The 26,462-nt window shown below is 70.3% G+C and carries 20 protein-coding genes; 13 read left to right on the forward strand and 7 right to left on the reverse strand.

Annotated features, from left to right (window positions below; all coding sequences use genetic code 11):
• Window positions 1–16: 16 nt before the first annotated feature.
• Window positions 17–919, reverse strand: a complete 903-nt coding sequence (locus LWJ43_RS30730; RefSeq protein WP_277335436.1) for a LysR family transcriptional regulator — start codon at window positions 917–919, stop codon at window positions 17–19.
• Window positions 920–1,045: 126 nt separating this feature from the next.
• On the opposite strand from LWJ43_RS30730, the gene LWJ43_RS30735 reads away from it, so the two are divergent.
• Entirely contained in the window at window positions 1,046–1,447 is a 402-nt protein-coding gene (locus tag LWJ43_RS30735; protein ID WP_277335437.1) for a PPOX class F420-dependent oxidoreductase, read from the forward strand.
• Window positions 1,448–1,551: 104 nt separating this feature from the next.
• Window positions 1,552–2,196: a CatB-related O-acetyltransferase gene (locus LWJ43_RS30740; RefSeq protein ID WP_277335438.1), complete on the forward strand. Its 645-nt coding sequence runs from the start codon at window positions 1,552–1,554 to the stop codon at window positions 2,194–2,196.
• A gap of 3 nt (window positions 2,197–2,199) precedes the next feature.
• Here the strand turns inward: LWJ43_RS30740 and LWJ43_RS30745 are convergent, their stop codons facing one another.
• The gene (locus LWJ43_RS30745) at window positions 2,200–3,234 is read right to left on the reverse strand and encodes a LacI family DNA-binding transcriptional regulator (protein WP_277335439.1); all 1,035 of its coding nucleotides are present in this window, start codon (window positions 3,232–3,234) and stop codon (window positions 2,200–2,202) included.
• A 213-nt stretch (window positions 3,235–3,447) separates the two neighbouring features.
• Between LWJ43_RS30745 and LWJ43_RS30750 the strand changes: the two genes are divergently transcribed.
• The gene (locus tag LWJ43_RS30750; protein WP_277336038.1) at window positions 3,448–4,275 is read left to right on the forward strand and encodes a phytanoyl-CoA dioxygenase family protein; all 828 of its coding nucleotides are present in this window, start codon (window positions 3,448–3,450) and stop codon (window positions 4,273–4,275) included.
• A gap of 56 nt (window positions 4,276–4,331) precedes the next feature.
• On the opposite strand, the gene LWJ43_RS30755 is transcribed toward LWJ43_RS30750, so the two are convergent.
• On the reverse strand, window positions 4,332–6,683 hold the full coding sequence (locus LWJ43_RS30755) for an AbfB domain-containing protein (protein WP_277335440.1): 2,352 nt from the start codon (window positions 6,681–6,683) through the stop codon (window positions 4,332–4,334).
• A gap of 73 nt (window positions 6,684–6,756) precedes the next feature.
• On the reverse strand, window positions 6,757–9,204 hold the full coding sequence (locus tag LWJ43_RS30760; protein ID WP_277335441.1) for an RICIN domain-containing protein: 2,448 nt from the start codon (window positions 9,202–9,204) through the stop codon (window positions 6,757–6,759).
• A gap of 477 nt (window positions 9,205–9,681) precedes the next feature.
• On the opposite strand from LWJ43_RS30760, the gene LWJ43_RS30765 reads away from it, so the two are divergent.
• The 6 genes from LWJ43_RS30765 (at window position 9,682) to LWJ43_RS30790 (ending at window position 16,674) form a co-directional block, all read left to right on the forward strand.
• Complete coding sequence (locus LWJ43_RS30765) at window positions 9,682–10,767, forward strand: ABC transporter substrate-binding protein (protein ID WP_277335442.1); 1,086 nt, start codon at window positions 9,682–9,684, stop codon at window positions 10,765–10,767.
• 100 nt (window positions 10,768–10,867) lie between these two features.
• On the forward strand, window positions 10,868–12,475 hold the full coding sequence (locus tag LWJ43_RS30770; protein WP_277335443.1) for a sugar ABC transporter ATP-binding protein: 1,608 nt from the start codon (window positions 10,868–10,870) through the stop codon (window positions 12,473–12,475).
• Window positions 12,472–13,470 carry an ABC transporter permease gene (locus LWJ43_RS30775; protein WP_277335444.1) on the forward strand — a complete coding sequence of 333 codons (999 nt, stop codon included), beginning with the start codon at window positions 12,472–12,474 and terminating at the stop codon, window positions 13,468–13,470. The genes LWJ43_RS30770 and LWJ43_RS30775 overlap by 4 nt, the downstream gene beginning before the upstream one ends.
• On the forward strand, window positions 13,467–14,507 hold the full coding sequence (locus LWJ43_RS30780) for an ABC transporter permease (protein WP_277335445.1): 1,041 nt from the start codon (window positions 13,467–13,469) through the stop codon (window positions 14,505–14,507). Before LWJ43_RS30775 ends, LWJ43_RS30780 begins: the two co-directional genes overlap by 4 nt.
• Window positions 14,508–14,572: 65 nt before the next feature.
• The gene (locus LWJ43_RS30785) at window positions 14,573–15,610 is read left to right on the forward strand and encodes a LacI family DNA-binding transcriptional regulator (RefSeq protein WP_277335446.1); all 1,038 of its coding nucleotides are present in this window, start codon (window positions 14,573–14,575) and stop codon (window positions 15,608–15,610) included.
• The gene (locus tag LWJ43_RS30790) at window positions 15,610–16,674 is read left to right on the forward strand and encodes an aldose epimerase family protein (RefSeq protein WP_277335447.1); all 1,065 of its coding nucleotides are present in this window, start codon (window positions 15,610–15,612) and stop codon (window positions 16,672–16,674) included. Before LWJ43_RS30785 ends, LWJ43_RS30790 begins: the two co-directional genes overlap by 1 nt.
• 129 nt (window positions 16,675–16,803) lie before the next feature.
• On the opposite strand, the gene LWJ43_RS30795 is transcribed toward LWJ43_RS30790, so the two are convergent.
• Window positions 16,804–19,812, reverse strand: coding sequence for a carbohydrate binding domain-containing protein (locus LWJ43_RS30795; protein ID WP_277335448.1), 3,009 nt, complete (start codon window positions 19,810–19,812; stop codon window positions 16,804–16,806).
• A 389-nt stretch (window positions 19,813–20,201) separates the two neighbouring features.
• Complete coding sequence (locus LWJ43_RS30800; RefSeq protein WP_277335449.1) at window positions 20,202–21,338, reverse strand: FAD-dependent oxidoreductase; 1,137 nt, start codon at window positions 21,336–21,338, stop codon at window positions 20,202–20,204.
• 140 nt (window positions 21,339–21,478) lie between these two features.
• Between LWJ43_RS30800 and LWJ43_RS30805 the strand changes: the two genes are divergently transcribed.
• Both LWJ43_RS30805 and LWJ43_RS30810 read left to right on the forward strand, forming a co-directional pair.
• A complete protein-coding gene (locus LWJ43_RS30805) occupies window positions 21,479–22,153 on the forward strand; it encodes a TetR/AcrR family transcriptional regulator (RefSeq protein ID WP_277335450.1) in 675 nt (224 codons plus the stop codon).
• A 203-nt stretch (window positions 22,154–22,356) separates the two neighbouring features.
• Entirely contained in the window at window positions 22,357–22,923 is a 567-nt protein-coding gene (locus LWJ43_RS30810) for a GNAT family N-acetyltransferase (protein WP_277335451.1), read from the forward strand.
• 143 nt (window positions 22,924–23,066) lie between these two features.
• Here the strand turns inward: LWJ43_RS30810 and LWJ43_RS30815 are convergent, their stop codons facing one another.
• Complete coding sequence (locus tag LWJ43_RS30815) at window positions 23,067–24,053, reverse strand: LacI family DNA-binding transcriptional regulator (RefSeq protein WP_277335452.1); 987 nt, start codon at window positions 24,051–24,053, stop codon at window positions 23,067–23,069.
• A gap of 495 nt (window positions 24,054–24,548) precedes the next feature.
• On the opposite strand from LWJ43_RS30815, the gene LWJ43_RS30820 reads away from it, so the two are divergent.
• Together LWJ43_RS30820 and LWJ43_RS30825 are read left to right on the forward strand one after the other, a co-directional pair.
• The gene (locus LWJ43_RS30820; protein WP_277335453.1) at window positions 24,549–25,469 is read left to right on the forward strand and encodes a carbohydrate ABC transporter permease; all 921 of its coding nucleotides are present in this window, start codon (window positions 24,549–24,551) and stop codon (window positions 25,467–25,469) included.
• 3 nt (window positions 25,470–25,472) lie between these two features.
• Entirely contained in the window at window positions 25,473–26,414 is a 942-nt protein-coding gene (locus LWJ43_RS30825; protein WP_277335454.1) for a carbohydrate ABC transporter permease, read from the forward strand.
• The last annotated feature ends 48 nt before the right edge of the window (window positions 26,415–26,462 follow it).

A 26,462-nucleotide genomic window follows, 5' to 3' on the forward strand; every position in this document is an offset into this window, starting at 1 on the left:
TTGCCGTGCGTGCGCCTCACCCGGCCGCGGCGACGTCGGTGACGGCGCGGGCGAAGGCATGGACCTTCGCGCCGGCCGTGCGGGTGGGCCAGAGCAGGGCGTAGCGGATCGGTGGGGCGTCGCGGAACGGGACGTAGACGACGTCCCGACGGGCGTAGAAGGCGGCTGCCAGGGTGCAGGTGGGAGTGACACCCCTGCCCGATCCCACCAGCGTGAGGAAGTCCTGCCAGCTCGCGGCGACCGGGCCGGGAGGAACAGGGCGGCCACCGGGCGTGTGCTGCGGGAAATGGGCGTCGAGGAAGACCTGTGACATGCCGGCGGGTCTGATCAGCGGCGCCAGCGTGAGGTCCTCCAGGCCGACCGTGTCGCGCGTGGCCAGAGGATGATCCGCCGGGACCGCGAGCGCGCGCGGCGCCGTGCACACGGTCGGCCCCACGGTGATGCCGGGCTCCTCGACGGGAAGCTCGGCCAGATGCAGGTCGACCCTGCCCGAGCGGAGTGACCGTGAGGTGGCGCCGTAGGAGTCCTCCAGGATCTCCACCGAGCACTCGGGGTGACGCGTGCGCAGCCGGTCGACGGCCCTGAGGAGGAGGCTGCCGTTCCAGGCGGCGGTGTAGCCGACTGCCAGCCGGCCCGTGAGGCCGCGGGCGGTCTCGGTGGCGCGGCTGATCGCCTCCTGGATCCCCCGGTGGTGCGGTTCCAGCTCGGTGCGCAGTTGCCGGCCAAGCGAGGTGAGGGCGACCCGACGGCTGGAGCGGTCGAAGAGGGGCGCGCCGATGCGACGTTCGATGCCCTTGATGGTCTGGCTGACCCTGCCCTGCGACACGCCCAGCCGTGCACCCGTACGCCCGAAGTGCAGTTCCTCAGCCAGCGCCAGGAACGCCTCGATCTCATGCCGCTCCACCGGCGCCTCCGTCATTAGCTGGGCTCATCCATACTTTCGCATTCCGATCTTGCTCCGTCCCCCCGGGTCCGCGATCGTGTACGGACGTGCGCCGGTTCCCTGCGGCGAGAGGGCTCTTTGACGAGGTGGAGGGACGCAGCCGTGCCGTCGTTCAGTGAGGAAGAGATCGCCTACATGGCGTCGCAGCGACTTGCCCGGATCTCGACGGCGGCGCCGGACGGGCAGCCGGACGTCTCCCCGGTGGGGTTCGAGTTCGACGGGACACACCTGTTCGTGGGCGGTGGCGATCCCGTCAGGACCCGCAAGTTCCGCAATGTACGGGCCGGCAACGACAAGATCGCGATCGTCATCGACGACGTGGTCACCACCGACCCGTGGGCGCCGCGCTACCTGCGGATCTACGGAGTGGCCGAACTGGTCGAGCGGCGGACGCCGTCCGGAACGGCGCCCTGCATGAAGATCACCCCGACCGTCTCGTGGAGCTGCAACCTGGAGGGGAAGCCGCTGACGGCCGACCGGCGGGTCCGGCGGACCGTGCACTGACACCGGACCGCCGGGGCGACGCCCCGGCGCGGTACGGAAACCCCGTGGCCGGGGCCGGATCCCGGGCCCGCCGCGGACACACCCCGAGGAAGGAACACCGAGCGATGCCCCTGGTACCGGCCGACCCGAACGTGGTGCACCCCATGCCCGAGCAGCCACGGGTCGTGCTGCTCAAACCCCTCGTCACCTCCCCGCTCATCGAGGTCGGTGACTTCTCGTACTACGACGACCCCGACGAGCCGACCGCGTTCGAGACCCGCAACGTGCTCTACCACTACGGGCCGGAGAAGCTGGTCATCGGGAAGTTCTGCGCCCTGGGTGAAGGGGTGCGGTTCATCATGAACGGCGCCAACCACCGTATGGACGGCGCGTCCACCTTCCCGTTCCCGATCATGGGCGGCTCGTGGGCGGAGCACTTCGACCTGATCACCGGCCTGCCCGGTCGCGGTGACACCGTCGTCGGCAACGACGTGTGGTTCGGGTACCGGTCGACGGTGATGCCCGGCGTGAGGATCGGGCACGGCGCGATCATCGCCTCCGGCGCCGTGGTCGTGGACGACGTGCCCGACTACGGAGTGGTGGGCGGCAATCCTGCCCGCCTCATCCGCCGTCGTCACGGGGACGAGGACATCGAGCGGCTGCTGCGGGCCGCCTGGTGGGACTGGCCCCTGGAGCACATCACCCGGCACGTGCGCACGATCATGGCCGGCTCCGCCGCCGAACTGGAGGCCGCCGCACCGCCGATGTGATGCTCAGAGGTGGTTTCCCGTGTCCGGAGAGATCGCGGGGCCGGTGCTCTCCCGTGTCAGCACGCGGTGCGGGACCACGATCCGGCGGCCGGGCAGCGCCTCGAGCCGGCCCAGGACGCGCTCGGTGAGGCACTGCACGGCGCGCTCGGCGATCTGCTCCCGGTCCGGGGCGATCGTGGTGAGGGACGGGGTGGCGAAGCGGCCGTCCTCGATGTCGTCGAAGCCCATGAGCGCCAGGTCCTCCGGCACGCGCACGCCCTCCTCGGCCGCCACGCGCAGGGCGCCGAGGGCGAGTTCGTCGCTGAAGCAGAAGACCGCGTCGGGGCGCCCGGACCGGCGCAGCAGTTCACGAAGGGCCCGCGCGCCCTCCCCGCGGTGCAGATCGGCCACCTCCACCTCGGCCACCGGGGACAGGCCGGCCTCCCGCAGCCCCTCCCGGAAACCCTCGGCGCGCAGTTCGGCCGTGCCGTGGCCGAGCCCCGACTGCAGGCCGATCGCCGCGACACGCCGGCGGCCACCCGCGACGAGATGGCGGGCGGCGTCCCGCGCCGCCGCCACGTTGTCCAGGGCAACGTGGTCGATGGACCCGTCCGGCGCCAGCTCGCCCAGGACGACGAGCGGCAGACCCCCGGCGAGCGAGGCCAGTTCGGCCGGGGACGTCGACCACGGACTGACGATCATCCCGTCGACCTGGTGCCCCTCCGAACCGTCCAGCAGGCGCCGTTCCAGATCCGGGCGTCCCCCGGTCCGCTCCAGGAGCACCGTCCAGCCGCGCTCCCGCGCGGCGTCGATGAGGAGACCCGCCAGGGCGCCGAAGTGGGGGGAGTGGATCTCGGGAACGACCACCCCGATGAGCCCCGTGCGCCCCTGCCGGAGGTTGCGGGCGGCGAGATTGGGGCGGTATCCCAGCTCCTCCACCGCCGCCATGACCCGGGCGCGCGTCGCCGGGGCGACGGCCGCGGCGTTGCTCACCACGTTGGAGACGGTCCGGACGGACACGCCGGCGAGTGCGGCGACGTCCTTGAGTCTCGCTGCCACGGTCGGTGAGCTCCTGTCCCTGGGTGCGCCGGGGCGGTCGGCGGACCGTGCCCCGTGCACCGTAACAGCCCTGCCGAACCCCGGTGCGCGCACACTCTTGCCACGTTGCCTGCAACGTTGCAACATGGGTGCGTCGGCAGGCCCGCGGACGAGGAGTACCTCGCCGTCGCGGGACGGCCGACCGTGCGACCCGTCGACGAAGGGACCACCGTCATGCCCGAAGCCGCCCTCGCCCCGCCCCTCGAAGAGGCCGTCCAGGACCTGTACACGGCAGGCATCACCGCCCGCCGGGGCGCCTTCACCCCGCAGTGGGCCGACGTGATGAGCGAGGACATCGAGACGGCCTTCGCCGAGGCACGCGGCCGGGAGGGCGGGGCCGTGGGCCGGGGGCCCCACCGTTACTACGTCGAGATCCACCCCGAGCAGCTGCGTGGTTTCGTCGAACTCGTGGACCATCCCTGGGTGCGAGGAGTGTGCGAGGCGGTACTGGGACCCGACTACCGCGTCGTCGAGCTGGGCTTCGACGTCCCGTTGGCCGGCGCGGTGAACCAGCCCTGGCACCGGGACTTCCCCATGCCGGACGAGACCCGGCACCGCCGCCGGCTGACGTCCCTCGCGTTCAACCTCACCGCCGTGGACACCCGCGAGGACATGGGCCCCTTCGAGATCGCGCCGGGCACCCAGTGGGACGACGACGCACGCTTCGGCCACGCGATGTTCCCGCCCCGCGACACCTACGCGCGCTACGGGGGGCTGGCCGAGCGCAAGTACCCCCGGCGCGGGGACATCTCGGCCCGCTCCGCGCTGACGGTCCACCGGGGCACGGCCAACCGCTCGACGGACTCCCGGCCGGTCCTCGTGCTGGGCGTCGACGCCCCGGGCGCGGGGAACGACGCCCAGCACGACATGGCCGTCACCCGTGCCTACTGGGCCTCCCTGCCCGGGCGGGTCCGGGCCCATCTGCACTGCCCGGTGGTGGAGGAGCTGACCCCCATCGTCCAGAAGCACACCATCGAGGGCCTGGTCATGGGTGACGCGTGACGCGTCCGGGCCCGGCGCCGGTCCGAACGGACGGCACCGGGCCCGGACACCTCGCCTCAGGGAGCCCAGGGCCCGTCCACGGCCCAGGTGGTGTCCTCGGTGAAGGTGGCCGCGTTGTCCCAGGCGTGCGTGCCACCGGGAGTGGCCAGCCACACCTCCGAGCTGATGTGGCGCAGATAGCTGCCGGGCAGATTGGCGCTCGACAGCCGTACCCCACCCGAGCCCGCGACCGCGCACCAGGTGGCGTCGGCCTTGAAGAGCGCCGAACCGTCGCTCGCGTCACGACGGACCCGGAAGTCCCGGTGACGCAGGTACTCACCGTGGTAGTTGCGGGACTCGAACGAATAGCAGTTGCCGTTCGCCAGGCCCGTGACGACCTTCCAGGTGGCGTCGCTCTTCAGCAGCGCGCTGCTGCCGCTGTCGACGACGGCCGTGTAGGCGAGTGCCTCGGAGTGGCGCAGGTACTTGTTCGTGTGACCCGGGGTGGTGACCCGGAGCGACTTGTACCCCCCGGTGGGCAGGGTGACCGGCGGGGCCGGGGTCCTCGACGCCTGGATGAGTGCCTGGTTGGCGGCCTTCACCCGCGCGGTGTCCACCTTGACCACCTGGCGGTCGTAGGTGAGCAGCCCGTTCGCCTCGTTCTCCACATCGGTGATCTCCGTGTAGACCGAGGCGGACAGGCCGGCCGGCAGCTGGCCGATCCTGAGGGCGTCGAGGAGCCCGACGAACCGGTTGTCCAGCGCGGAGACGCTCGCCTGGTCCTCGTAGCTGAAGCCGCCGCCCGGGAACCACTCGTGGCCGGGGACCTTGTACCCCAGTCCGCCGAACTCCCCGAGCACGGCGGCCCGGGTCGCAGTGGGGGCCGTGTTGCCGGGGCCGACGTAGACGTGGTTGTCGATCACGTCGCCGTTGCCGCTGTCCACGGATCCGCAGCAGTTGACCCCGCTCATGTTGTTCACCAGCCGGGACGGGTCGTACGCCTTGACCTCGTTCGCGATCCTGGCCTGGTCGTACTGGCCCCAGCCCTCGTTCTGGTTCACCCACATGACCAGCGACGGCGAGCTGCGGTGCTGGTCGATGACCGCGTGGTACTCGGCCTCCCACTGGGTCCGTGCCGCGCTGTCAGGGGTCTTGCCGGTGTCCATCGCCGGCATGTCCTGCCAGACCAAAAGGCCCAGCTTGTCCGCCCAGTAGAACCAGCGCTGCGGTTCGACCTTGATGTGCTTGCGGACCATGTTGAACCCGAGGTCCTTGTGCGCCTGGAGATCGGACCTCAGCGCGGCGTCGGTGGGCGCCGTGTAGATGCCGTCGGGCCAGTAGCCCTGGTCGAGCGTGCCGGTCTGGAAGACGAACTTCCCGTTGAGGACGGGGCGCAGGATGTTGTCGACCTTCGCCACGGCGATGGACCGCATGCCCGCGTAGCTGCCCACCGTGTCCACCACGGACGCGCCGTCGAGGAGCTCGGCGCGCACGTCGTACAGGAACGGGTCGTCCGGGCTCCAGAGCCGCGGGTTCGGCACGGAGACGGAGATGTCGCTGCCGGGCGCCCCGGTCGCCGTCCCCACGACGGTGCCGCCGCTCGACACGGTGACCCGCGCGGTCCGGCCGCTCGCCGAGGCCGCCTGGACCTTGACCCGCAGGGTGCTGTCGCCGAGGTTCGGCGTCATGTCGAGGCGCGTGACGTGCGACGCGGCGACGGGCTCCAGCCACACGGTCTGCCAGATCCCGGAAGCGGCGGTGTAGAAGATGCCGCCGCCCGCGTGCGGGTTCACGTCATTGATGCGCTGCTTGCCGACGGCCTGGCCGCCGGTCTGCGTCGGGTCGTACACGGAGACGACGATCGTGTTCGAGCCGCCGTTCAGCTGGGGCGTGATGTCGTACGAGAACGAGTCGAAGCCACCCTTGTGGGCGCCGACCTGGGTGCCGTTGACCCACACCGTGCTCTGCCAGTCCGACGCGCCGAAGTTGAGCACGACGCGGCGGCCGTTCCAGTTGGACGGAACGGTGAACGTGCGCTTGTACCAGAGCTTGTCGTTCTCCGTGATCTTCCGCTTGATGCCGGAGAGGGAGGACTCCGCGACGAACGGCACCCTGATCTGCTCGGAGAACGACGCGGGCTGCCCGGCGTCGCGGCCGGTCACCGCGAAGTCCCAGATGCCGTTGAGGTTGGCCCAGTCGGGGCGCGTGAGCTGGGGGCGCGGGTACTCGGGGAGAGGGTTGTCGACGGACACCTGATTCGTCCAGGGCGTCGTCATGGGGGCCGGCTTCGGTGCCCAGGCCGCGGGTGCCGCCGCCGCAGGAGCGGTGCCCGCCCCCACCAGTGCGGTGGCGAGCAGGGCCAGCAGGCCGGTGCAGGCGGTCAGCCGTCTCCATAAGGTGCGACGGCGTGGTGCGGGTGCTGACTTCATTCCGGATCTCCTCGACGGAGGGAAGGACTCGCCGCACCGGAGCGGTACGGGGAGTGGTACCGGAAGCAACTGCTCATCGGAGCAGCTGCCAGAGATGGTCGGCGGTGCCGTTGTCGTCGTACTGCACGACGTGGGCGCTGTCGGCGGTGGACATCAGGTCCACGCCGAGCACCTTGTCCGAGTTGCGGTTGCGGATGCGGTACCAGCCGTCGCCGTCCGGCACGAGCTGCCACAGGTGGTCCGCGGTGTCGTTGTCGTCGAACTGGACGACGTGGGCGCTGTTCGCGGTGGACATGAGGTCCACGCCCAGCACCTTGCCGGAGTGCTGGTTGCGGATGCGGTACCAGCCGTCGCCGTTGGCCACGAGCCGCCACAGGTGGTCCGCGGTCCCGGTGTCGCCGAACTGGACGACGTGGGCGCTGTTCGCGGTCGACATGCCGTCCACGCCCAGCACCTTGCCGGAGTTGCGGTTGGCGATCCGGTACCGGCCGTCGGCCAGCCAGGGCGTTCCGTCCGGGCTCGCCGTCGGGAAGGACGCGATCCGCAGCCGCGCGGCGCCCATCGGGACGAGCGTGACCTCCTCGACCGGGGAGGTGCTGCGCGCGGGGCTCGGTTGCAGGGGCGCCACCACGTGCTCGTCGTCGGCGCTCCACTCGGGGATCCGGCGGGCCCGGGCGGTCATGACGAGTGGGGTGCCGTCCAGGGTGAACGGGTTGTCGCCGGGGGCGCGTCCGGTGGACCGGCGGCGCAGCGAGTACGCCGGCCGCGCCCCGTCCAGGACGAGGCCGTAGTTCCACGGTGTGGTGGCGTGGACGGCGTACTCCGGGAACTGTTCGGTGCCGCCGATGCGCTCGTACGACTCCCCGATGCGCAGGGAGTACGTCAGCGGCCCGTGGTCCACGCTCACCGAGCCGTGGTTGTCCGTCCAGGTGCGCACGGCGGTCCGCTGGGGGAGGCGCAGGGTGACCTCGTCGCCGTCCGCCCAGGTCCGTTCGATCCGGGTGAAGGCGGGGCCGGCCGGGGCGGCGACCCGCTGACCGTTGACCCGGACGTCCGGCTCGGTGCACCAGGCGGGAACGCGCAGCACCAGGGGGAAACGCAGCGGTTTCGGGGCCTTGAGGGAAAGCGTGACCGTGTCCGTGAAGGGGTAGTCCGTCTCCTCGGTGAAGGTCACCTCCGTGCCGTCGGCGACCTTGGCGGTGACCTGGCTGGCGGCGTACATCGCGGCGGCCAGTCCGCCGTCCGGGGTGGCGAGCCAGAGCTCCTCGGTGAAGTAGGGCCAGCCCATGCCGTAGTTGTGCGGGCAGCAGCGGTACTGGTCGACTCCCGGCAGGTACGCCTGCATGGCGAAGCCGTTCTGGAACTGCCGGTCGTGCTTGGGCACGTCGTCCAGGTCGACGCTGTTGGCGCTGGTGACGTAGTGGACCGCCTTCCCCGACGGGTCCAGCGCGGCGGGCAGCGAGTTGAAGGCGAGCTCCTCGCACCGGTCCGCCCAGAGCGGGTCGCCGGTGATCCGGGTGAGCAGCTGGTGGCTCGCCATGAACTCGACGATTCCGCAGGTCTCGAAACCCTGCCGGGGGTCTCCGTGGCCCGGCCGGGCGTTCTCGTCCCCGGCGAAGCCGCCACCGGGGAACTGGCCGTACCGGTCCATGGCCTTGGCGTACGTCCCGTACGTGTCCCGGGTGTCCTGCTGCGATCCGCTGCGCAGTGCGTACTGGGCTGGTTCGCGGAAGCCCTGCGCGATGTTGACGTTGTGGGGGTTCACCAGGTTGTCGCCCCAGTCGGCGCCGTACCGGTGGATCTTGTCGGCGAGGTCGAGCAGGAAGGTGTCACCCGTGCGGTTGAACAGCCAGTAGACGCTGTCCAGCCCGTCGCCCCAGCGCAGCGCGATCCAGCTGGTGTCGAAGGCGCCGGGACCCTGGGCGTTCATGTACCGGAAGAACCTGCTGAGGAACGGGATGACCCGGGTGTCGCCGTCGTACTCCTGCCAGGAGCGCAGCGCCTGGACCAGGGGCAGGAAGGGCCAGAAGTCCGGGCCACCGTTCAGCGACGTCCGCAGGGCCTTCGGTCCGAAGAAGCCGTCGGACTGCTGGGTCGTGAGGATCGCGTCGATCCAGCGGCGGGTGCCGGCCAGCGCCTTCGCGTCCCCGGTGACGATGGCCAGGTCCGTGTATCCGCGCAGCCAGTAGGGGACTTCCTCCCAGCCGCCGCGGTCCGGGCGCACCCAGCCGGAAGCCTCGAAGTCGAGGAAGTGCGAGATCTCCTCGTAGCGGCCGCACAGGCCGTCCAGCTGGAGCCGGAGCTGCCCGGCGAGCCAGCCCTTGGCGGTCACCCGCCCGGGAGGAAGCTTAAGGAACGCCGTGGGGTGCAGCGGCGCGGCGTTGGGGGAGTAGTGGCCACCCCGTGCCGCGGCCATCAGGCCCTCGGCCGCGGTCGCCGTGGTGGCCCAGCGGCCGGCCGCGGTGGTCGCGGCGACGGTGGCCAGAGCGCCGGTCATGAGTTGCCTGCGGTTCAGGGACATCGTGTGGGGACTCCGCTTCTGCTCGGCCTGACGAGGGGGTGACCGGCCCGGACCGGGCCGGCGCATGGCGAAGGAGCCTGCCGCGCCCGGGCCCGGGGACACGACGACGAGCTTTCAACGTTGGAAAAATGATGTCGGCGGTATGACAGCACGCGGTCAAGCCGGTGTCCAGAGGTGGCGCAGCACCTGGTGCGATCGCGCCGGGCGCGCGGGTGCGCAGGAGCCGTGGACTCCGGTCGACACATTTTGGAAACGCATCGACAACTCTCTTGCCGCTTGCGGCGCCTCGCCTATATAACGTTGTAAACCCAGCCGCCGAGAGGCCGCACAAGCCCCTCACGACCGTCGTTTCCGCAGCTCGAAGCGGGGTCGCGAGGGATCCGGCGTCATCTGCCGCCCAGCGGCTGACGCACCGTCCCGCCATGCCCGACGCACGCCGAACAGCGTGCCGTCACCTCGCCAAGGAGCGTCCCGCGCATGATGATCCAGCGTCGATCCCGTACCCTCGCCGCGGCCTGCCTGCTCGCCGCCACCGCCACGCTGGCCGTTTCCGGCTGCTCGAAGTCGGAGACCACGAACGACGCGGGCGGTGACAGCAGCCAGGGAGCACAGGCGGCCAAGTCCCCCGAGGCCGCTTCCGGCCCCGGCTGTTCGCTGCAGACCTACGGCGCGCCCAAGATCGACCTCAAGGACGCGGTGGTCGGCTTCTCCCAGTCGGAGAAGGAGGCCAACCCGTTCCGGATCGCCGAGACCCAGTCGATCAAGGACGAGGCCGCGAAGATCGGGGTCAAGAAGCTGCTCACCACCAACGCGCAGTCGCAGCTGTCCAAGCAGATCAGCGACATCCAGGACATGCTGTCCCAGGGCGCCCAGTTCCTCATCATCGCGCCGCTGAACTCCGACGGTCTCGAGCCGGCGCTCAAGGCCGCGGCGGCGAAGAAGGTGCCCGTCCTCACGATCGACCGCAAGGTCAACTCCACCGCCTGCAAGGACTACGTGGCCTTCCTCGGCTCCGACTTCGTCGAGCAGGGCAAGCGGGCCGCCGACGCCATGATCAAGGCGACCGACGGCAAGGGCAAGGTGGCGATCCTCCTCGGCGCCTCCGGCAACAACGTGACCACCGACCGGACCAAGGGCTTCGTCGACCAGATCAAGGCCGAGGCGCCCGGCATCGAGATCGTCGCCCAGCAGACCGGCGAGTTCGCCCGCGACAAGGGCCAGCAGGTCATGGAGCAGCTCATCCAGTCCAAGCCGGACATCACCGCCGTCTACGCGGAGAACGACGAGATGGGGCTCGGCGCCGTCACCGCGCTGAAGGCCGCCGGCAAGAAGCCCGGCAAGGACGTCAAGATCGTCTCGGTCGACGGCACCCGCAACGCCGTCCAGGCCCTGGTCAACGGCGAGTACAACGCCGTGATCGAGTCCAACCCGCGCTTCGGACCGCTCGCCTTCGCGACCGCGAGCAAGTTCTACGGCGGCGAGGAGATCCCCGAGAACGTCATCATCACCGACCGCGCCTACGACGAGACCAACGCCAAGGAATCCCTCGGCGGGGCGTACTGATCCGCTCCTGACCCAACGGCCCCGGCCGCCGTGGCACCTGCACCGGGCCACGGCGGCCCCCGGGCCCTCACCCCTGGACAGCGGAAGGCCAGAAACACCCATGGCACCACCCGAAGCAGTACCTCAGGCGCCGGAGGCGGCCGGGGACACGGCCTCCGCCGTGCTCGAAGCCCGCTCGGTGAGCAAACGGTTCCCCGGCGTCGTCGCTCTCGACGACGTCAGCTTCTCCCTGCGCGCGGGGGAGACCCACGCGCTGGTCGGGGAGAACGGCGCGGGCAAGTCGACCCTCATCAAGGTGCTGACCGGTGTGTACCGGCCGGACGGGGGTGAACTCCGGATGGCGGGCGAACCGGTCAGGTTCGCCCGGCCGTTCGAGGCGCAGCAGGCCGGGATCTCCACGATCTACCAGGAGGTCAACCTCGTCCCGCTGATGAGCGTGGCGAGGAACATCTTCCTGGGCCGCGAACCAAGGAACCGTTTCGGTCTCATCGACTTCGCACGCATGCACCGGGAGACGGGCGAACTGCTCGACGGGTTCGGCGTACGCGTCGACCCCCGGCGCCCCCTGCACACCCTCGGTGTCGGCACCCAGCAGATGGTCGCCCTCGCCCGGGCCGTGTCCGTCAACGCCCAGGTCGTCATCATGGACGAGCCCACCTCCTCGCTCGAACCACGCGAGGTGGAGACCCTCTTCCGGGTCATCGGGAACCTGCGGGACAAGGGCATCGCCGTCCTCTACGTCAGCCACCGCATGGACGAGCTCTACCGGATCTGCGACCGGGTCACCGTCCTTCGCGACGGACGCCACATCCACACCGGCGACCTCGCCGACCTCGACCGGATGCAGCTCGTGTCGATGATGCTCGGCCGCGACCTCTCCGAAGTGCGGCGCTCCGGCGTCACCAGCTTCGCCGCGGAGGGGCACGAGGCCGCCCGTACGCCCGTGCTCACCGCGACCGGCCTCTCCAGTCGGCTCCAGCTCCACGACATATCCCTGTCGCTGTACGGGGGAGAGGTGCTCGGCCTCGGAGGTCTCCTCGGCTCCGGCCGAAGCGAGACGGCGAAGGCGCTCTCCGGGGCGCTGCCCCTGGACGCGGGCGAACTCACCGTCGACGGCACCACCCTGAAGCGCCTCACCCCGGCGGCCGCGATCCGGGCCGGCATCAGCCTGCTCCCCGAGGACCGCAAGGCCGAAGGCATCGTGCCCGGACTCTCCGTCCGGGAGAACATCGTGCTGGCGGCCATGCCCCGTCTCTCCCGGGCCGGTGTCGTCTCGCGCGCCAAGCAGGACCGGATCGTCGACATCTTCATGAAGCGCCTGCGTATCAAGGCGTCGAGCCCGGAGCAGAAGGTCGGAGAACTCTCCGGCGGCAACCAGCAGAAGGTCCTGCTGGCCCGCTGGCTCTGCCTGGAACCCAAGGTCCTCCTCCTCGACGAACCCACCCGGGGCATCGACGTCGGAGCCAAGGCCGAGGTGCAGAGCCTCATCGACGACCTCGCCGGCGAGGGCCTCGCCGTCCTGCTCATCTCCTCCGACATCGAGGAGCTCATCGAGGGCGCCGACCGCCTCGTCGTCCTGCGCGGCGGGGCCGTCGCGGGTGAGCTGTCGGGCGACGACGTGGCCGAGGACCGGCTGCTCGAAGTGCTCGCCGACCACGCGCCGGACCCGGCGGACCGGGCCCCGGCCGCCCAGGAGGACCCCCGATGACCCAGACCGCCGTCGCCCCGCCCGCCAAGAGCGACAAGCCCCCGAAGTCCGCGAGCCCGCTGGCCCGACTGCGCGACCCCTCCTGGTACCAGCGCTACGGCGTCTACGTCGCCGTGGCGGTGGTCCTGCTCTTCAACGCGCTGTTCACCGACCACTTCATGACCGCGGACAACTTCCGCACCCAGCTCGTCCAGGTCGCCCCGATCGTCATCGTCGCCCTGGGCATGGCCCTGGTCATCGGCACCGAGGGCGTCGACCTGTCCGTCGGCTCGACCATGGCGCTGGCCGCCGCCTTCCTCCCGCTCTACCTCGGGTACGGGCTCGTCCCCGCGCTCGTCGTCTCCCTCCTGGCGGGAGCCGTCGTCGGAGCCGTCAACGGCGCCCTCGTCTCCCTCGTCGGGCTGCAGCCCATCGTGGCCACGCTCGCGCTCTTCGTCGGAGGCCGCGGGCTCGCCCTCGTCATGGCCGACGGCCAGCTCAAGCAGATCGTCAACCCCGACCTGCTGTCTCTGGGCACCGGCTCCTTCCTCGGCGTCCCGCTCGTCGTCTGGATCGCCGGAGTGCTCGCGGTCGCCGTGGCGTTCCTCGTACAGCGCACCACCTTCGGCCGGCAGGTCGTCGCCGTCGGAGGCAACCGCTCCGCCGCCGCGCTCGCCGGACTGCCCGTCAAGCGCGTCCTCATCGGCGTGTACGTGATCTGCGGGGTGCTCGCCGCGCTCGCCGGCATCCTCGCCACCGCCAGGCTCACCGCGAGCGACCCGTCCTCGCTCGGCACCCTCATGGAACTCTCCGCCATCACGGCGGTCGTCGTCGGCGGCACCCCCCTCAACGGGGGATCCGTCCGGGTCCTCGGCACCGTCGCGGGAGCCCTGCTCATGCAGCTCCTGCGCGCCACGCTCGTCAAGCACGACCTGCCCGACTCCACCGCACAGATCGCCCAGGCGGCCATCATCATCGCCGCCGTCTACGTCGCCCGGGAGCGTCGGTCCCGATGAACGAAACCAAGCCCGTCACCGCCGCCCCGGCCCCCGTGCCGACGAAGACGCCCGCGGTCCGCCCCGCCGGGCCCGAGCGGACCGGCCGCGCGCGCGTCGCCGAACTCCTGCAGCGCCAGGGCGTCCTCGCGGTCCTGCTGACCGTCGTGATCGCCGCCTCGTTCATCTACCCGACGTTCGCCTCCCTGGACAACGCCCGCGGGGTGACCATCCAGGCGTCCTTCCTCGCCGTGGTCGCACTCGGCATGACCATGGTCATCATCACCGGCGGCATCGACCTGTCCGTCGGGTCGGTCTTCGCCCTCGGCGGAGTGATCGCCGCCTGGGCCTCGCAGTACGGATTCCTCGCCGCCCTGCTGCTCCCCCTCGTGGTGTGCGGCGGGATCGGCCTGCTCAACGGGCTGCTGATCGCCCGCGGGAACATGGCACCGTTCATCGTCACCCTCGCCACCCTGCTGGGTGCCCGCGGCCTGCTGCTCGCCCTCACCGACGAAGGCGCCACCACCTACCTCGTGCCCAAGGACTCCGCCTTCGGAGAACTCGGCCAGGGCAGCGTCTGGGGCTTCGGCTACCCGATCCTCATCGCCCTGGTGCTGTTCGGGGCGGGCGGACTCGTCCTGCAGCGCACCTCGTTCGGCCAGACCCTCTTCGCCGTGGGCGGCAGCAGCGACGCGGCCACCCTGATGGGCCTCCCCGTCGCCCGCACGAAGATCCTCGTCTACACGCTCAGCGGCCTGCTCGCCGGCCTCGCCGGCGCCCTCAACGCGGCCAGGCTCTCCTCCGGCGTCACCATCGTCGGCGTGGGCATGGAACTCGACGCGATCTCCGCCGTCGTCATCGGCGGCACGCTCCTCGTCGGGGGCGCCGGATCGATCAGCGGCACCCTCTGGGGCGTCCTCCTGCTGGCCGTCATCCAGAACCTGATCAACCAGATCGGCTCGCTCAACTCCTCCTACCAGTCGGTCGTCAGCGGCGGCTTCCTTATCGTTGTCGTGGTGGCCCAGCGCTATCTCGCGCGCAGTCGCAGAAGCACCTGACGACGCGCCGGCCCGCGGAGGCCGGACGCAGAGCCAAGCCGAGCCGAGCCGAACCAAGGAGTGCCGTGGGCGTCAGCCTCAAGGACGTTGCGCAACGGGCAGGCGTGTCCATCAAGACCGTGTCGAACGTGGTGAACAACTATCAGCACGTCACACCAGCCATGCGCGCCAAGGTGCAGAAGGCGATCGACGAGCTCGGCTACCGGCCGAACCTCACCGCCCGTCACCTGCGCAAGGGCCGCACCGGCATCATCGCCCTCGCCGTCCCCGAATTCGGCAACCCGTACTTCGCGGAACTCGCCGGAGCGGTCATCGACGCCGCGGCCCGGCACGACTACACGGTCCTGGTCGACCACACCGCCGGCCTCAGGGACAAGGAACTCCTGGTCAGCCAGGGATTCCGGTCCCATGTGATCGACGGTCTCATCCTCAGCCCCATCCACCTCGAGACCGAGGACCTCATGGCGCGCACCGAGACGGCGCCACTGGTCCTGCTGGGCGAGCGCGAGTACGAGGCGCCGTACGAGCACATCGCCATCGACAACGTGGCGGCGGCCCGAGAGGCCGTCCGCCACCTCGTCGCCCAGGGCAACCGGCGGATCGCCTTCCTCGGATCCCGCACCGGCCAGGAACGCCAGCCCGCGCACCTGCGCCTGCGGGGCTGGCGCGAGGAACTCGCGGCCTCCGGCATCACACCGGACGAATCCCTCGTCGTCGTCACCGACGGCTACGGCCGCGAGGACGGCGCCGCCGGCATGGCGCGGCTCCTGGACCGGGAGGACCGGCCCGACGCGGTGTTCGCCTACAACGACCTCATCGCCATCGGCGCCATGCGCACCGTCACCGAGCGAGGCCTGCGGATCCCGGACGACATCGCCGTCGTCGGCTTCGACGACATCGAGGAGAGCCGCTACACCACCACCACACTCACCACCATCGCCCCCGACAAGGAGGCCATCGCCCGTCTCGCCGTCGACAGCCTCGTCGAACAGCTCTCGGGCGCACCCGTCGCCGAACCGCGAAGGCCACGCCCCGGCTACCGCCTCGTCGTCCGCGAATCCACCACACCCGGGCCCGACTCCGGCCACACCGAGGATCTCTGATGCCGCGCCCCACCGTGCACCGCGCCCCGTTCGGCTCCGTCCAGGGGACCCGGACCGACCTGTGGACCCTCGACAGCGGGACGGGGGTCCGCGCCGGGATACTGACCTACGGCGCGTCCCTGCACCGCCTCACCGTGCCCGACACCGCGGGCGCCGACGCCTCCGTCGTCCGGTCGCTCGCGACCCTCGACGACTACACCGCCAAGCACCCCTACTTCGGCGCCGTCGTCGGCCGCTACGCCAACCGCATCGCCCACGGCCGTTTCGTCCTGGACGGGACAGAACACCACATCCCCGCCAACGACCGGGGCCACGCGCTGCACGGCGGACCGGACGGCTTCCACACCAAGGTCTGGGAGGCCGCCCCGGACCGGACCGACGACAGTGTGTCCGTACGGCTCACCCTGCACAGCCCCGACGGGGACATGGGCTTCCCGGGGGCACTGGACGCCACCGTCACGTACACCCTCGACACTGCGGGCACCCTCGCCGTCGACTACGCCTCGGTCACCGACCGCCCCACGGTCGTCAACCTCACCAACCACGCCTACTTCGACCTGGCCGGACACGACGACGTCCTCGGCCACACCCTGCAGGTCGACGCCGACTCCTACGTGCCGGTGGACGACGACGGCATCCCCCTGGGCCCGCCGGCCGAGGTCCGCGGGACCCCGTTCGACCTCACCACGCCCCAGGTCCTCGGGGAGCGCCTCGGCACGGAGAACGGGCAACTGCGCGCCGCGGGCGGGTTCGACCACTGCTGGGTCCTGCGCGACACCGGCGGCGCTCTGCGCCGCGCCGCACGCCTCACGGCCCCGGACGCGGCCCGGGTCATGGAGGTCTGGACCACGGAGCCAGGCATCCAGGTCTACACCGCCAACCAACTCGACGGCTCCTTCACGGACGGGACCGGGCGCCGCCACGGACGGCACGGTTCGCTCTGCCTGGAGACCCAGCACCTGCCCGACTCACCCAACCGGCCGGACCTGCCCAGCACCGTGCTGCGCCCCGGCGACACCGCGCGCAGCCGCACCGAAATGCGCTTCCCGCATCTGCAGCACTAGCGGGACGGGGGCCGGGCAGTCGGTCCGGCGCACGTGTGAGGCAGGACGCGCCGGTCCGCCGACGTGATGACCGGGCATCGGACGCCGTTGGTGTGACGGACGCGCGCCGCGCGTCCGTCACACCACGCGTCACTTCAGGTAGGCACCCGCCGTCCCGATCTTCCCCGGGGCCGCGTTCCTGCCGCCGAGGTCGAGGACGTACACCCGCAGGTTTCCCTTGCCCGGTGCCGCGACGGACAGCGTGCCGCCCGTCACCACCGCGGTGTCACCGGTGACGGCGTCCTTGTAGGTGCCGTTGGGGATGCCCGTGTACGTGGCGCTCCCCGTGACCGTCACCAGAGCGAAGCTGTCCGTGCCGCTCGCCGCGTCGGTGTAGCGGCGCTTGTAGGCCATGGAGCCGGTGATGCCCTCGGTGGAGTACTGCCCCATCTGGAGCGCGGGTACCGCGCGGCGGATCTGGTTGAGCCGCTGCACGTGCTTGACCAGCGGCTTCGCCAGGGTGTCGGCGACCGCGCCGGTCGCGGAGGAGACCGTGCCGAAGTCCGGCGCCGTCACGTTGCCGGCGACGTGGTCGCCGAAGTAGGCCCGTCCGGTCGTCGCCAGCGGGCAGGTGGGCCCGCAGTCGATCTTCTTTCCGGCCTGGAACTCGATCTCGGAGCCGTAGTACAGCGTCGGGATGCCGCGGAAGGTCCACATCAGGGACATGTTCTCGGCCCAGGCGTCCGTGCCACCGGCGTACCGTTCGCTGCTCTTGTTCGGGCCGTAGTCGTGGCTGTCGACGTACACGACGTTGTAGGTGGCGTCGTTGTAACTGTCGTCGGAATCCTTGCCGTTGCTGTAGGCGTTGTTCGCGTCACCGAAGTTCATGTGCATGCGCATGTCGATGACGTTCATCCCGGAGAACCTGCTGTGGTCCGGAGCGTGGTAGCTGTTGCCGTTCAGGAAGGCGTTGGTGGACGTCGGCTGGGAGCCGGTGCCCTGCTGCTGCTCGTAGTCGTACATCTCCAGGGCGGCCTTCTCGTCGTCCGCGCTGTACTCCTTGCGCTCCTTCCATGTGTAGAACTGGGCGGAGTGGTTGACCGAGCCGCGGTTCCACTTGTCGTTGACGAAGGCGGCGACCTCGCCGAAGACGAAGAAGTTCTTCGCGGCCTCGGCGCCGAACTGCTGGGTCACCCGCTCCTGGATGGCCGGCAGGAAACGGCGGTTCCAGGTGGTGCGGGGGATGTGCACGGCGGTGTCGACGCGGAAGCCGTCCACGCCCATGTCGATGTACTTGTTGTACGCGCCGATCAGATAGTTCTGCACGGGCGCGCTCTCGGTGTCGAAGTCGGCGAGGTCGTCGTGCAGCCAGCAGCTGCGCGAGTCCTCGCCCTCCCAGTTGCCGATCCAGCAGTTGTGGTAGTACGCCTTCGGGAACATGCCCGAAGTGGGACTGGGCCACTGGCAGTTGTAGATTCGGTAGCCCTCCGGCGAGGTGTACTGGGTGGGGGTGCCCCAGTTGACGCAGGTGTTGCCCGAGGGTTCGGCGGTGGACCACAGGTCGCCGTTGTAGTACGACTTCCCGGACTTTGTCTCGACGGTCAGGCCGTCGTATTCGAAGCCCTCGTTCTTCTCGTCGTAGTACCAGCTCCACTGCGTGTCGCGGACTCCGTAGACCGTGGAAGTGAACAGGCCCTTGGCGCCCCAGCGCGACGAGTGGTTGTAGACGACGTCCTGGTAGATCTTCATGCCCTTGGCGTGGGCCGCGTCGATGAGGTCCTGGTAGGAGGCGCCCGCGGACTCCAGCCGGGAGTCGACCTCGTAGAAGTCGTACCCGTGGTAGCCGTGGTAGTCGTAGTCCGACCGGTTGAGCACCACCGGGGTGATCCAGACGGCCGACATGCCGAGGCCCTTGATGTAGTCGAGCTTCTCGACCAGGCCCTTGAAGTCGCCCCTGAACATGGGGTCGTCGTTGGCCGCGTTGCCCGACTTCTCGTGCTGGTTGCCGCCCCGGTTGTTGGAGCTGTCACCGTCGTTGAAGCGGGCGGTGAGCACGAAGTAGATCGGGTCCTTGCGGGGATCGGTGCCCAGCGGCTTCCCGGACACGGGGGCCGTGGGCTTCTCGCCGGTCGTCGCGGTCGCGGCGGCCGAGGCGGCCGACACGTTCCCCGCCGCGTCGACGGCCTTGACGGTGTAGCTGTACGCCGTCTTCGCCTCCAGGCCCGTGTCGGAGAAGACCGTGGAGCCGACGTCGGTCACCACCGTTCCCTTGGTGCCGCCGGTGCGGGTGACCTGGTACTTCGTCACACCGCGGTCATCGGTGGAAGGATCCCAGGTCACCACGACGGACAAGCCGTCGGCGCTCGCCGACACCTTCGTTGGCGCCGTGGGTGCGCCGGTGTCCGGGGCGGCGCTCGCGCACGGGTCGGTGGCGTCGGCGGTGACCTTCCCGGCCTTCACCGTGGAGAGCCCGTCGGGGACCGTGTAGTTGGTGCCGTTGTTGTTGTCCCAGACCCCGTTGCCGTTGTTGAAGGTGGCCTGCATGGAGGTGGCGGTGCCGAGGTCCACCGACTTCCTGACCCAGCCGGTGCAGGCTGCCTCCATGCCGACGCCGGGCACGGTGGTCCAGGTGCCGCCCGCCGGCTGGTAGTGGAGGTTGGTGGTCGTCCAGCCGACGGTGGCCGTCGAGTAGTAGACCGAGGCGGTGTGCGCCTCACCGGGCTCCGCACCCGTGTCCGTGCACGGGTCGCTGTGGGCCACGACCCCGTCCTTGACCGTGATGCTTCCGGTGCCCAGGGCGTAGTTCTTGCCGGCGTTGTTGTCCCAGACGCCGGAGCCGTTGTTGAAGGTCGCGGCCAGGCCGGCCGCGCCGCCCAGGCTGACGGTCTGCTTCACCCAGTCCGTACACGCGGCCTCCATGGCCACGCCAGGCACGGTGGTCCATGATCCGCCGTCGGGTGCGTAGTGCAGCTTGTACGCCGACCAGTTCCTGGTCTTCGTGTAGTAGAAGACCGTGGCGGTGGATTCCGAGGCGGCCACGGGCACGGCCGAAACGGATCCTGGGGGCTCGGGCGACGAGGTCAGGAGCCCCGCCGTCACCAGGGCCGCGACGGCGGCCGCTGACAGGCGTCCGAGCAGCCGCAAGGGGGTGCGTCTCATCTTGTGTGTCTCCAGGGGAGGGCCGCGGGCGGGTGGACCGCGGCTGCCGACAGCACAGCCGCTCCGCGAGCGGCCGTGAGGATCCCGCCGGAGAACCCGGACGCGCCTCGGGGTTCGGGCGAGCAGTGCGCCCTGGCAGAAATTCCTGTCAGAACCTTGCTGCAATCTCTTGCATGGTGGAAATTACCTGGGCATGACAGCTCCGTAAAGAGTCTGCGCACGCCGGGAGAAGCCGCTCGCCCATGGAATCGGTCGGGTGCGGCTGGAGGCGACGGTGGAGTGACTGTGGGAGCTGCGGGGCGGCGAGAGGGTGCGCGTCGACTGCGAGCTCGGCTACGGCGCGGGGATGATCCGCTGCCTGGGCCGGTGATCCGCGACGGCGCCGTGGATCACCCGGTACGGGCGGCGTGGCCGGTGAAGAAGCCGACGAGGCTGTGCGGGGCGTCGGCGTCGAAGCACAGCTCCTGGATCCGTGAGGCCAGGGCGGCGGATGCGGCGCTGCGGGTGAACATGGCCTCCTCGTACGTGGCGAGCGCGGCCTCGGTGTCATCCGGGTGCGCGGCGAGCGCGGTGGCGAGTCCGGCGCCGTCGTACATGGCGAGATTGGCTCCCTCGCCGGCCGGATACATCAGGTGGGCGGCGTCGCCGAGCAGCGTCACACCGGGCACCCGGCTCCAGTGGTGGTCGAGCGGCAGGGTGTTGATGGTGCGCGGGACCGGGGCGGTCTCGCCGTCGGTGATGAGGGAGGTGAGCTCCGGAGCCCAGTCGTGGAACTCGGCGGCGACACGCGCCCTGGCCCCGACCGCGTCGGTGAAGTCGATGGTGTCCATCCACTCCCGGGGCTTGTTGATCGTCACATAGGTGTGGAGGACGCCGCCTTGTTCGCGGTGGGCGCAGATCCCCTTCCCGGGGGCGAGCGCGAACAGCGAACCGCCGCCGACGGCCCGGGCGCCCGACGGGTGGCGGGTGTCGCAGTCGTACAGCCGGGTCTCGATCAAGGATGTGCCGGTGTACTCCGGTTCGGCGTCGGAGAGCAGCGGGCGGATCCGCGACCACGCCCCGTCCGCGCCGACCAGCAGGCCCGTCGTCACGGTGGCCCCGTCGGCGAACGTCACCTCGTGCAGGCCGTCCCCGAGGGCCCTGGCCGCAGTGGCCTTGCGCCCCCACCTGACCGTGTCGGCGGGCAGCGAGTCGAGGAGAATCCGCCGGAGGGCGCCGCGGTCGACCTCGGGGCGGCCGCCCGTACCGTCGTCGGGCTCGTCCAGCAGGACGGTGCCGTTCCTGTCGAGCACGCGTGACGCCTGGGCGCCCTGCTGGACGATGCCGAGGAACTCCTCGAACAGGCCGGCCGCCCTGAGTGCGAGCTGCCCGTTGTCCTCGTGGATGTCGAGCAGGCCGCCCTGGGTGCGCGCCGCGGGCGACGCCTCCCCTTCGTAGACCGTCGCGGGGATGCCGTGGACGTGCAGGACGCGGGCGAGCGTCAGCCCGCCGAGCCCCCCGCCGATGATCGTGACCGGAGTGGTCATGGTGCTTCCTTCCTCGCGGCGGACCGCCGGGTGAGCACGCGGAGCAGAGCTGGAACGGTGTTCCAGTGATTCGAGGATGGAACGCCGTTCCACTCACTGTCAAGCTGGAACGATGTTCCAGGACGTCTAGGGTGGGGGGCATGGCAACCAGGACGCGCCGTTCGGAGCGACGGCAGGAACCGCTCTCGCGGGAGCGGATCGTCGCCGCCGCCGTGGAGATCCTCGACACGGTGGACGAGGGCGGGCTCACGTTCCGCGCGCTGGCCGAACGTCTCTCGACCGGCCCGGGCGCGATCTACTGGCACGTCACGGGCAAGGCCGAGCTCCTCGCCGCCGCCACCGACGCCGTCGTCACCACCGCCATCTCCGCCGACGACGCCGACGCGACGCCGCAGGACGCGATCCGCGCACTCGCGCTCGGCGTGTTCGACGCGTTCGACGCTCATCCGTGGGTCGGCGCCGACCTCGCTCGCACGCCGTCGCCGTCACCGTCGCCGAAACTGCGGATCTTCGAACGCATCGGCCGCCAGGTCCAGGCGCTCGGAGTCCCCGAAGCCACGCTGTTCACCGCGGCGTCCACGCTGCTGAACTACATCCTCGGAGTCGCCGGCCAGAACGCCGCCAACACCCGGAAGGCCAGGCCGGGCGCGAACCGGACCGAGTTCCTCGACGCCACGGCTGCCGCGTGGGAGGAGCTCGACCCCGGCCGGTACGCGTTCACCCGGGACGTCGCCGGACAACTGCGCGAGCACGACGACCGTGAGGAGTTCCTCGCCGGGATCGACCTCATCCTCGGCGGAATCACGGCCAGCTGACCTCCGCGGCGGACTCCTGCCGCCTGCCGTGCGACCGGACGTCGAACCGGCCGCCGTGCGACTGGACCGCTCCCCGTGAGCCGAGCCCGTCGGGCGCCCGCCCCGGAAATCGCTCAGCGTCCGAGTGTGCCCCACGGCTACTGTGTCGAGCTCGACGTGCACGGCGCGGGCCGCCTGCAACCGAGACGGAAGTGGTGCGCGCCATGGGCGACATGTGGACCGGTGAGAGGGTGCGCCTGCGAGGCGTCGAGCCCGAGGACTGGGAGGGCTTCCGGGACCTGGCCCGGACCACCCACGACGTACGCAACGCCGACATGGTCGAACCTCCGCGCTCCGCCGAAGGCTTCCGTTCCTGGACCGCCGAGCGGGCCCGGCGGCCGCCGGGGGGCGAGGTGTTCCGCCTGGTGATCGAGGTGCTGGCGGACGGCGCGTTCGCCGGGTCCGTCACGGTCGGGGAGACGGACAGCCGCGCCGGGCGCTTCAGGACGGGTATCGAGGTCGCACGCGCCCACCGCCGCAGGGGATATGCCGCCGAGGCGACCGAACTCGTCCTCACCTACATGTTCGCCGAGCAGCGCCACCACAAGTGCGAGGTGGAGGTCTACGCCTTCAACGACGCCTCCCTGGCCCTCTACCGCCGGCTGGGCTTCGTCGAGGAGGGGCGGCTCCGCCAGCACGAGTTCTTCGCCGGCACCCACCACGACGTCGTGCTGCTCGGCATCACCGCCGCCGAATACTGGGCCACCCACCCGCGCCCGTCGGTGCGGTGAACCCCGCTCACCCCGACGGACCGGTCGACCGGGTCAGCCGATCCGCTCTCCCGCCTCCGGCTTCCGCGTCATCCGGGCGAGCCGGGCGGCCCCGGCGTGCTGGGGCACAGGACGCCCCTCGCGGTGCGGGCACGGACCCTCGGTCAGGAGGACGGCGGAGGAGCCGTGCTGCCCCGGACGACCAGCCGCGTCGGGACCAGGGTGGTACCCCGTTCCGTCGTCTCCTCCCGGATCTGCCGCAGCACCCCGTCCACGCACAGCCGACCGATCTCCGCGAAGTCCTGGTGGACGGTGGTCAGTGGTGGAAGGAACGAGGCGGAATCGGCGATGTCGTCGAACCCCACCACACTGACGTCCTCGGGCACCCGTCTGCCCTTCTCGTGCAGGGCGCGCAGGACGCCCAGCGCCATCTGGTCGTTCGCCGCGAAGATCGCGGTGCACGCGGGGTCCGCCGCCAGTGCGAGGCCCGCCGTGTATCCCGATGCCGCCGACCAGTCGCCGTCCACCGGCGGAGGGACCGGGCGGCCCGCCCGCCGCAAGGTGTGACGCCACGCATGGGCACGGCGCTGCGCGGCGAACGACTCGGGTGGGCCGGCGACATGCACCACGGTGCGGTGACCGAGGTCGAGCAGATGCTGCACCGCCGCCTCGGCGCCCCCGGACTGGTCGGTGTCCACCACGCTGTAACGGTCGCCCGCGTCGGAGTCGGCCACCACGAGATGGGTGTGCGGCGGAAGCGAGATGGCGGCGTCCAGCAAACGGACTTCCATGATGACGATGATGCCGTCCACCATCTGCTCGCCGAGCATGGTGACGGCTCCCCTGACGCCCGTGCTGGTGGGCGTGGCCACGGGGAGCAGGGTGATGGCGTAGCCCTCGTCCGCCGCGGAGGAGGAAATGGCCTCCAGTGTCCGTACGTTGCCCGTCGTGGCCAGCGTGAACAGGATCACGCCCAGTGTGCGGAACTTCCCGCTCTTGAGGGCGCGCGCGGCACTGTTGGGCCGGTAGTTGAGCTCCTTCATGGCGGCGAGGACACGTTCGCGGGTGTCCTCGGACACCATGGGGTGCCCGTTGGACACCCGGGACACCGTCTGTGAGGAGACTCCGGCGAGACGCGCGACATCGGCCATGGACGCCTCCTTGCGCGGAGGTCTGTCCATGGCTCGCCCCTGTTCCTGCACTCGTCCGCCTCCGTCGTCGTGTGAGCCTTTCACCATGTGGGGAGTGCTCGTCCGGCCGCGGGTCGTCCTCGCACCGCGTGCGTTCCTGGGGATGACCCGGCAGGGAGACTCCCTGTCGCTGCTTCACGTCCGGACTCGTACCGCGCGGGACCGGGGGCTCGGGTCACCGGCATTTCTACCACTGCCGGACAGACGGCGCCGACACGCGGGCCCTGAGGTCACGATGTGCTCTATCAGACGGCAGGGCTGATGGAGGACAAATCGGCGAAACTCGTCCGAGTGATTGACAATCCGGCCTTGACCGTTGGGAGGAGACCGTGTGAACATCCTCTCACCGATGAATGTTTACGTAAACATCGGCCCTCTCAAGCACAGCGCCTCCACGATGTCCGGTGTCTCCATCCGGCCGGGGCCATGCTCAACGCCGGAACAACAGGAGTACCCATGACGGCCGTTACGCCGATCACGACCGGACGCCGCCCACCGGCGGGAGGCTCCCGCAGTCGGCGCGGGCGGATGGGATGGGTCTTCGTAGGTCCCTTCATGGCCGTCTTCGCCCTGGTTTTCCTCGCGCCGATCGCCTACTCGCTGTATCTGAGCTTCTTCCGCGACCAGTTGGTGGGCGGGACGTCGTTCGTCGGCCTGGACAACTTCCAGCGTGCCTTCGAGGACGAGCAGTTCTGGGCTGCCGTCGGCCGGGTGCTCCTCTTCCTCGTGGTGCAGGTGCCCGTCATGCTCGGGCTCGCCCTGCTCATAGCCCTGGCCCTCGACAGCGGACGGCTCTACGGGAAGAGCTTCTTCCGGATCGCCGTCTTCCTGCCGTACGCCGTGCCCGCCGTCGTCGCCACACTGATGTGGGGCTTCATCTACGGCACGCGCTTCGGGCTCGTGGGGAACATCAACGACGCCCTCGGGGTGTCCCTGCCCGACCCGCTGTCGCCCTCCCTCGTGCTGGCCAGCATCGGCAACATCGTCACCTGGGAGTTCATCGGCTACAACATGCTGATCTTCTACTCCGCGCTGCGCGTCGTGCCCAAGTCCCTCTACGAGGCCGCGGAGATCGACGGCGCCGGCGAGTGGCGGGTCATCACCGCGGTCAAGATCCCCGCGATCCGCGGCGCCCTGGTGATCGCGACGATCTTCTCGGTGATCGGCAGCTTCCAGCTGTTCAACGAGCCCAGCATCCTGCAGAGCCTGGCGCCCAACGCGATCACGACCTACTTCACGCCCAACCTCTACACCTTCACGCTGTCCTTCTCCGGACGGCAGCAGAACTACGCGGCCACGGTCTCCCTCGTCATGGGAGTCGTCACGATGATCATCGCCTACGCGGTCCAGCTGCGCGGCATGCGAAAGGAGGCGTGAGCGATGAGCGCCCCTTCCTTCACCGCCGGACAGACGCCACGGCGAACCACCCACCGCGCCCCGGCACCCCGGCGCGCCGCACGCAGGCAGCACTCGGTGACCCGGCCGCGCCGCAGCACGGTGCTCACACTCCTCATGGGCCTGACCGCGATCTACGCGCTCCTGCCGCTGGCCTGGCTCGTCATCAACGCCACCAAGACGCAGAAGGGCCTTTTCGACTCCTTCGGCCTCTGGTTCAGCGGGGACTTCGCCCTCTGGGACAACATCTCGCAGACGCTGACCTACGACGACGGCATCTTCGTCCGCTGGTTCCTCAACACCCTGCTGTACGTGGTCGTGGGCGCCGGCGGCGCGACGTTCCTGGCGGTCCTCGGCGGTTACGGCCTGGCCAAGTTCGACTTCGCGGGCAAGCGGGCCGTCTTCGCCACCGTCATCGGAGCGGTGGCCGTGCCCGCGACCGCGCTGGCCGTCCCCACCTTCCTCATGTTCAGCAAGATGGGCCTCACCAACACGCCGTGGGCCGTCATCATCCCGTCCCTGATCTCGCCGTTCGGGCTCTACCTCATGTGGGTGTTCGCCGCCGAGGCCATCCCCACCGAACTCCTGGAAGCCGCCCGGGTGGACGGTTCCGGCGAGCTGCGGACGTTCTTCCAGGTCGCACTCCCGCTGCTGACGCCGGGCATCGTGACCGTGCTGCTGTTCACCATGGTGCAGACCTGGAACAACTACTTCCTGCCCCTGATCATGATCAAGAACCCGGACTGGTACCCGCTGACCCTGGGCCTGAACGCCTGGAACCAGCAGGCCTCCACCGCGGGCGGCCAGCCGGTCTTCAACCTGGTCATCACGGGTTCCCTGCTGACGATCGTGCCGCTGATCGTCGCCTTCCTGCTGCTCCAGCGCTACTGGCAGTCCGGACTGGCGGCGGGCAGCGTCAAGGGGTGACCCGCACCACGGCTCCACCGGCCACCCGATCTCCGCGCTCCGGAACCG

The organism is Streptomyces sp. JH34 (genome assembly GCF_029428875.1).
In the GTDB taxonomy this organism is placed as follows: Bacteria; Actinomycetota; Actinomycetes; order Streptomycetales; family Streptomycetaceae; genus Streptomyces.

Coding starts and splice junctions, on each gene's coding strand:
- LWJ43_RS30730 (WP_277335436.1), bottom strand. CDS start 919: ATGACGGAGGCGCCGGTGGAGCGGCATGAGATCGAGGCGTTCCTGGCG.
- LWJ43_RS30740 (WP_277335438.1), top strand. CDS start 1,552: ATGCCCCTGGTACCGGCCGACCCGAACGTGGTGCACCCCATGCCCGAG.
- LWJ43_RS30750 (WP_277336038.1), top strand. CDS start 3,448: ATGCCCGAAGCCGCCCTCGCCCCGCCCCTCGAAGAGGCCGTCCAGGAC.
- LWJ43_RS30755 (WP_277335440.1), bottom strand. CDS start 6,683: ATGAAGTCAGCACCCGCACCACGCCGTCGCACCTTATGGAGACGGCTG.
- LWJ43_RS30760 (WP_277335441.1), bottom strand. CDS start 9,204: ATGTCCCTGAACCGCAGGCAACTCATGACCGGCGCTCTGGCCACCGTC.
- LWJ43_RS30765 (WP_277335442.1), top strand. CDS start 9,682: ATGATGATCCAGCGTCGATCCCGTACCCTCGCCGCGGCCTGCCTGCTC.
- LWJ43_RS30770 (WP_277335443.1), top strand. CDS start 10,868: ATGGCACCACCCGAAGCAGTACCTCAGGCGCCGGAGGCGGCCGGGGAC.
- LWJ43_RS30775 (WP_277335444.1), top strand. CDS start 12,472: ATGACCCAGACCGCCGTCGCCCCGCCCGCCAAGAGCGACAAGCCCCCG.
- LWJ43_RS30780 (WP_277335445.1), top strand. CDS start 13,467: ATGAACGAAACCAAGCCCGTCACCGCCGCCCCGGCCCCCGTGCCGACG.
- LWJ43_RS30790 (WP_277335447.1), top strand. CDS start 15,610: ATGCCGCGCCCCACCGTGCACCGCGCCCCGTTCGGCTCCGTCCAGGGG.
- LWJ43_RS30795 (WP_277335448.1), bottom strand. CDS start 19,812: ATGAGACGCACCCCCTTGCGGCTGCTCGGACGCCTGTCAGCGGCCGCC.
- LWJ43_RS30800 (WP_277335449.1), bottom strand. CDS start 21,338: ATGACCACTCCGGTCACGATCATCGGCGGGGGGCTCGGCGGGCTGACG.
- LWJ43_RS30805 (WP_277335450.1), top strand. CDS start 21,479: ATGGCAACCAGGACGCGCCGTTCGGAGCGACGGCAGGAACCGCTCTCG.
- LWJ43_RS30810 (WP_277335451.1), top strand. CDS start 22,357: ATGGGCGACATGTGGACCGGTGAGAGGGTGCGCCTGCGAGGCGTCGAG.
- LWJ43_RS30815 (WP_277335452.1), bottom strand. CDS start 24,053: ATGGCCGATGTCGCGCGTCTCGCCGGAGTCTCCTCACAGACGGTGTCC.
- LWJ43_RS30820 (WP_277335453.1), top strand. CDS start 24,549: ATGACGGCCGTTACGCCGATCACGACCGGACGCCGCCCACCGGCGGGA.
- LWJ43_RS30825 (WP_277335454.1), top strand. CDS start 25,473: ATGAGCGCCCCTTCCTTCACCGCCGGACAGACGCCACGGCGAACCACC.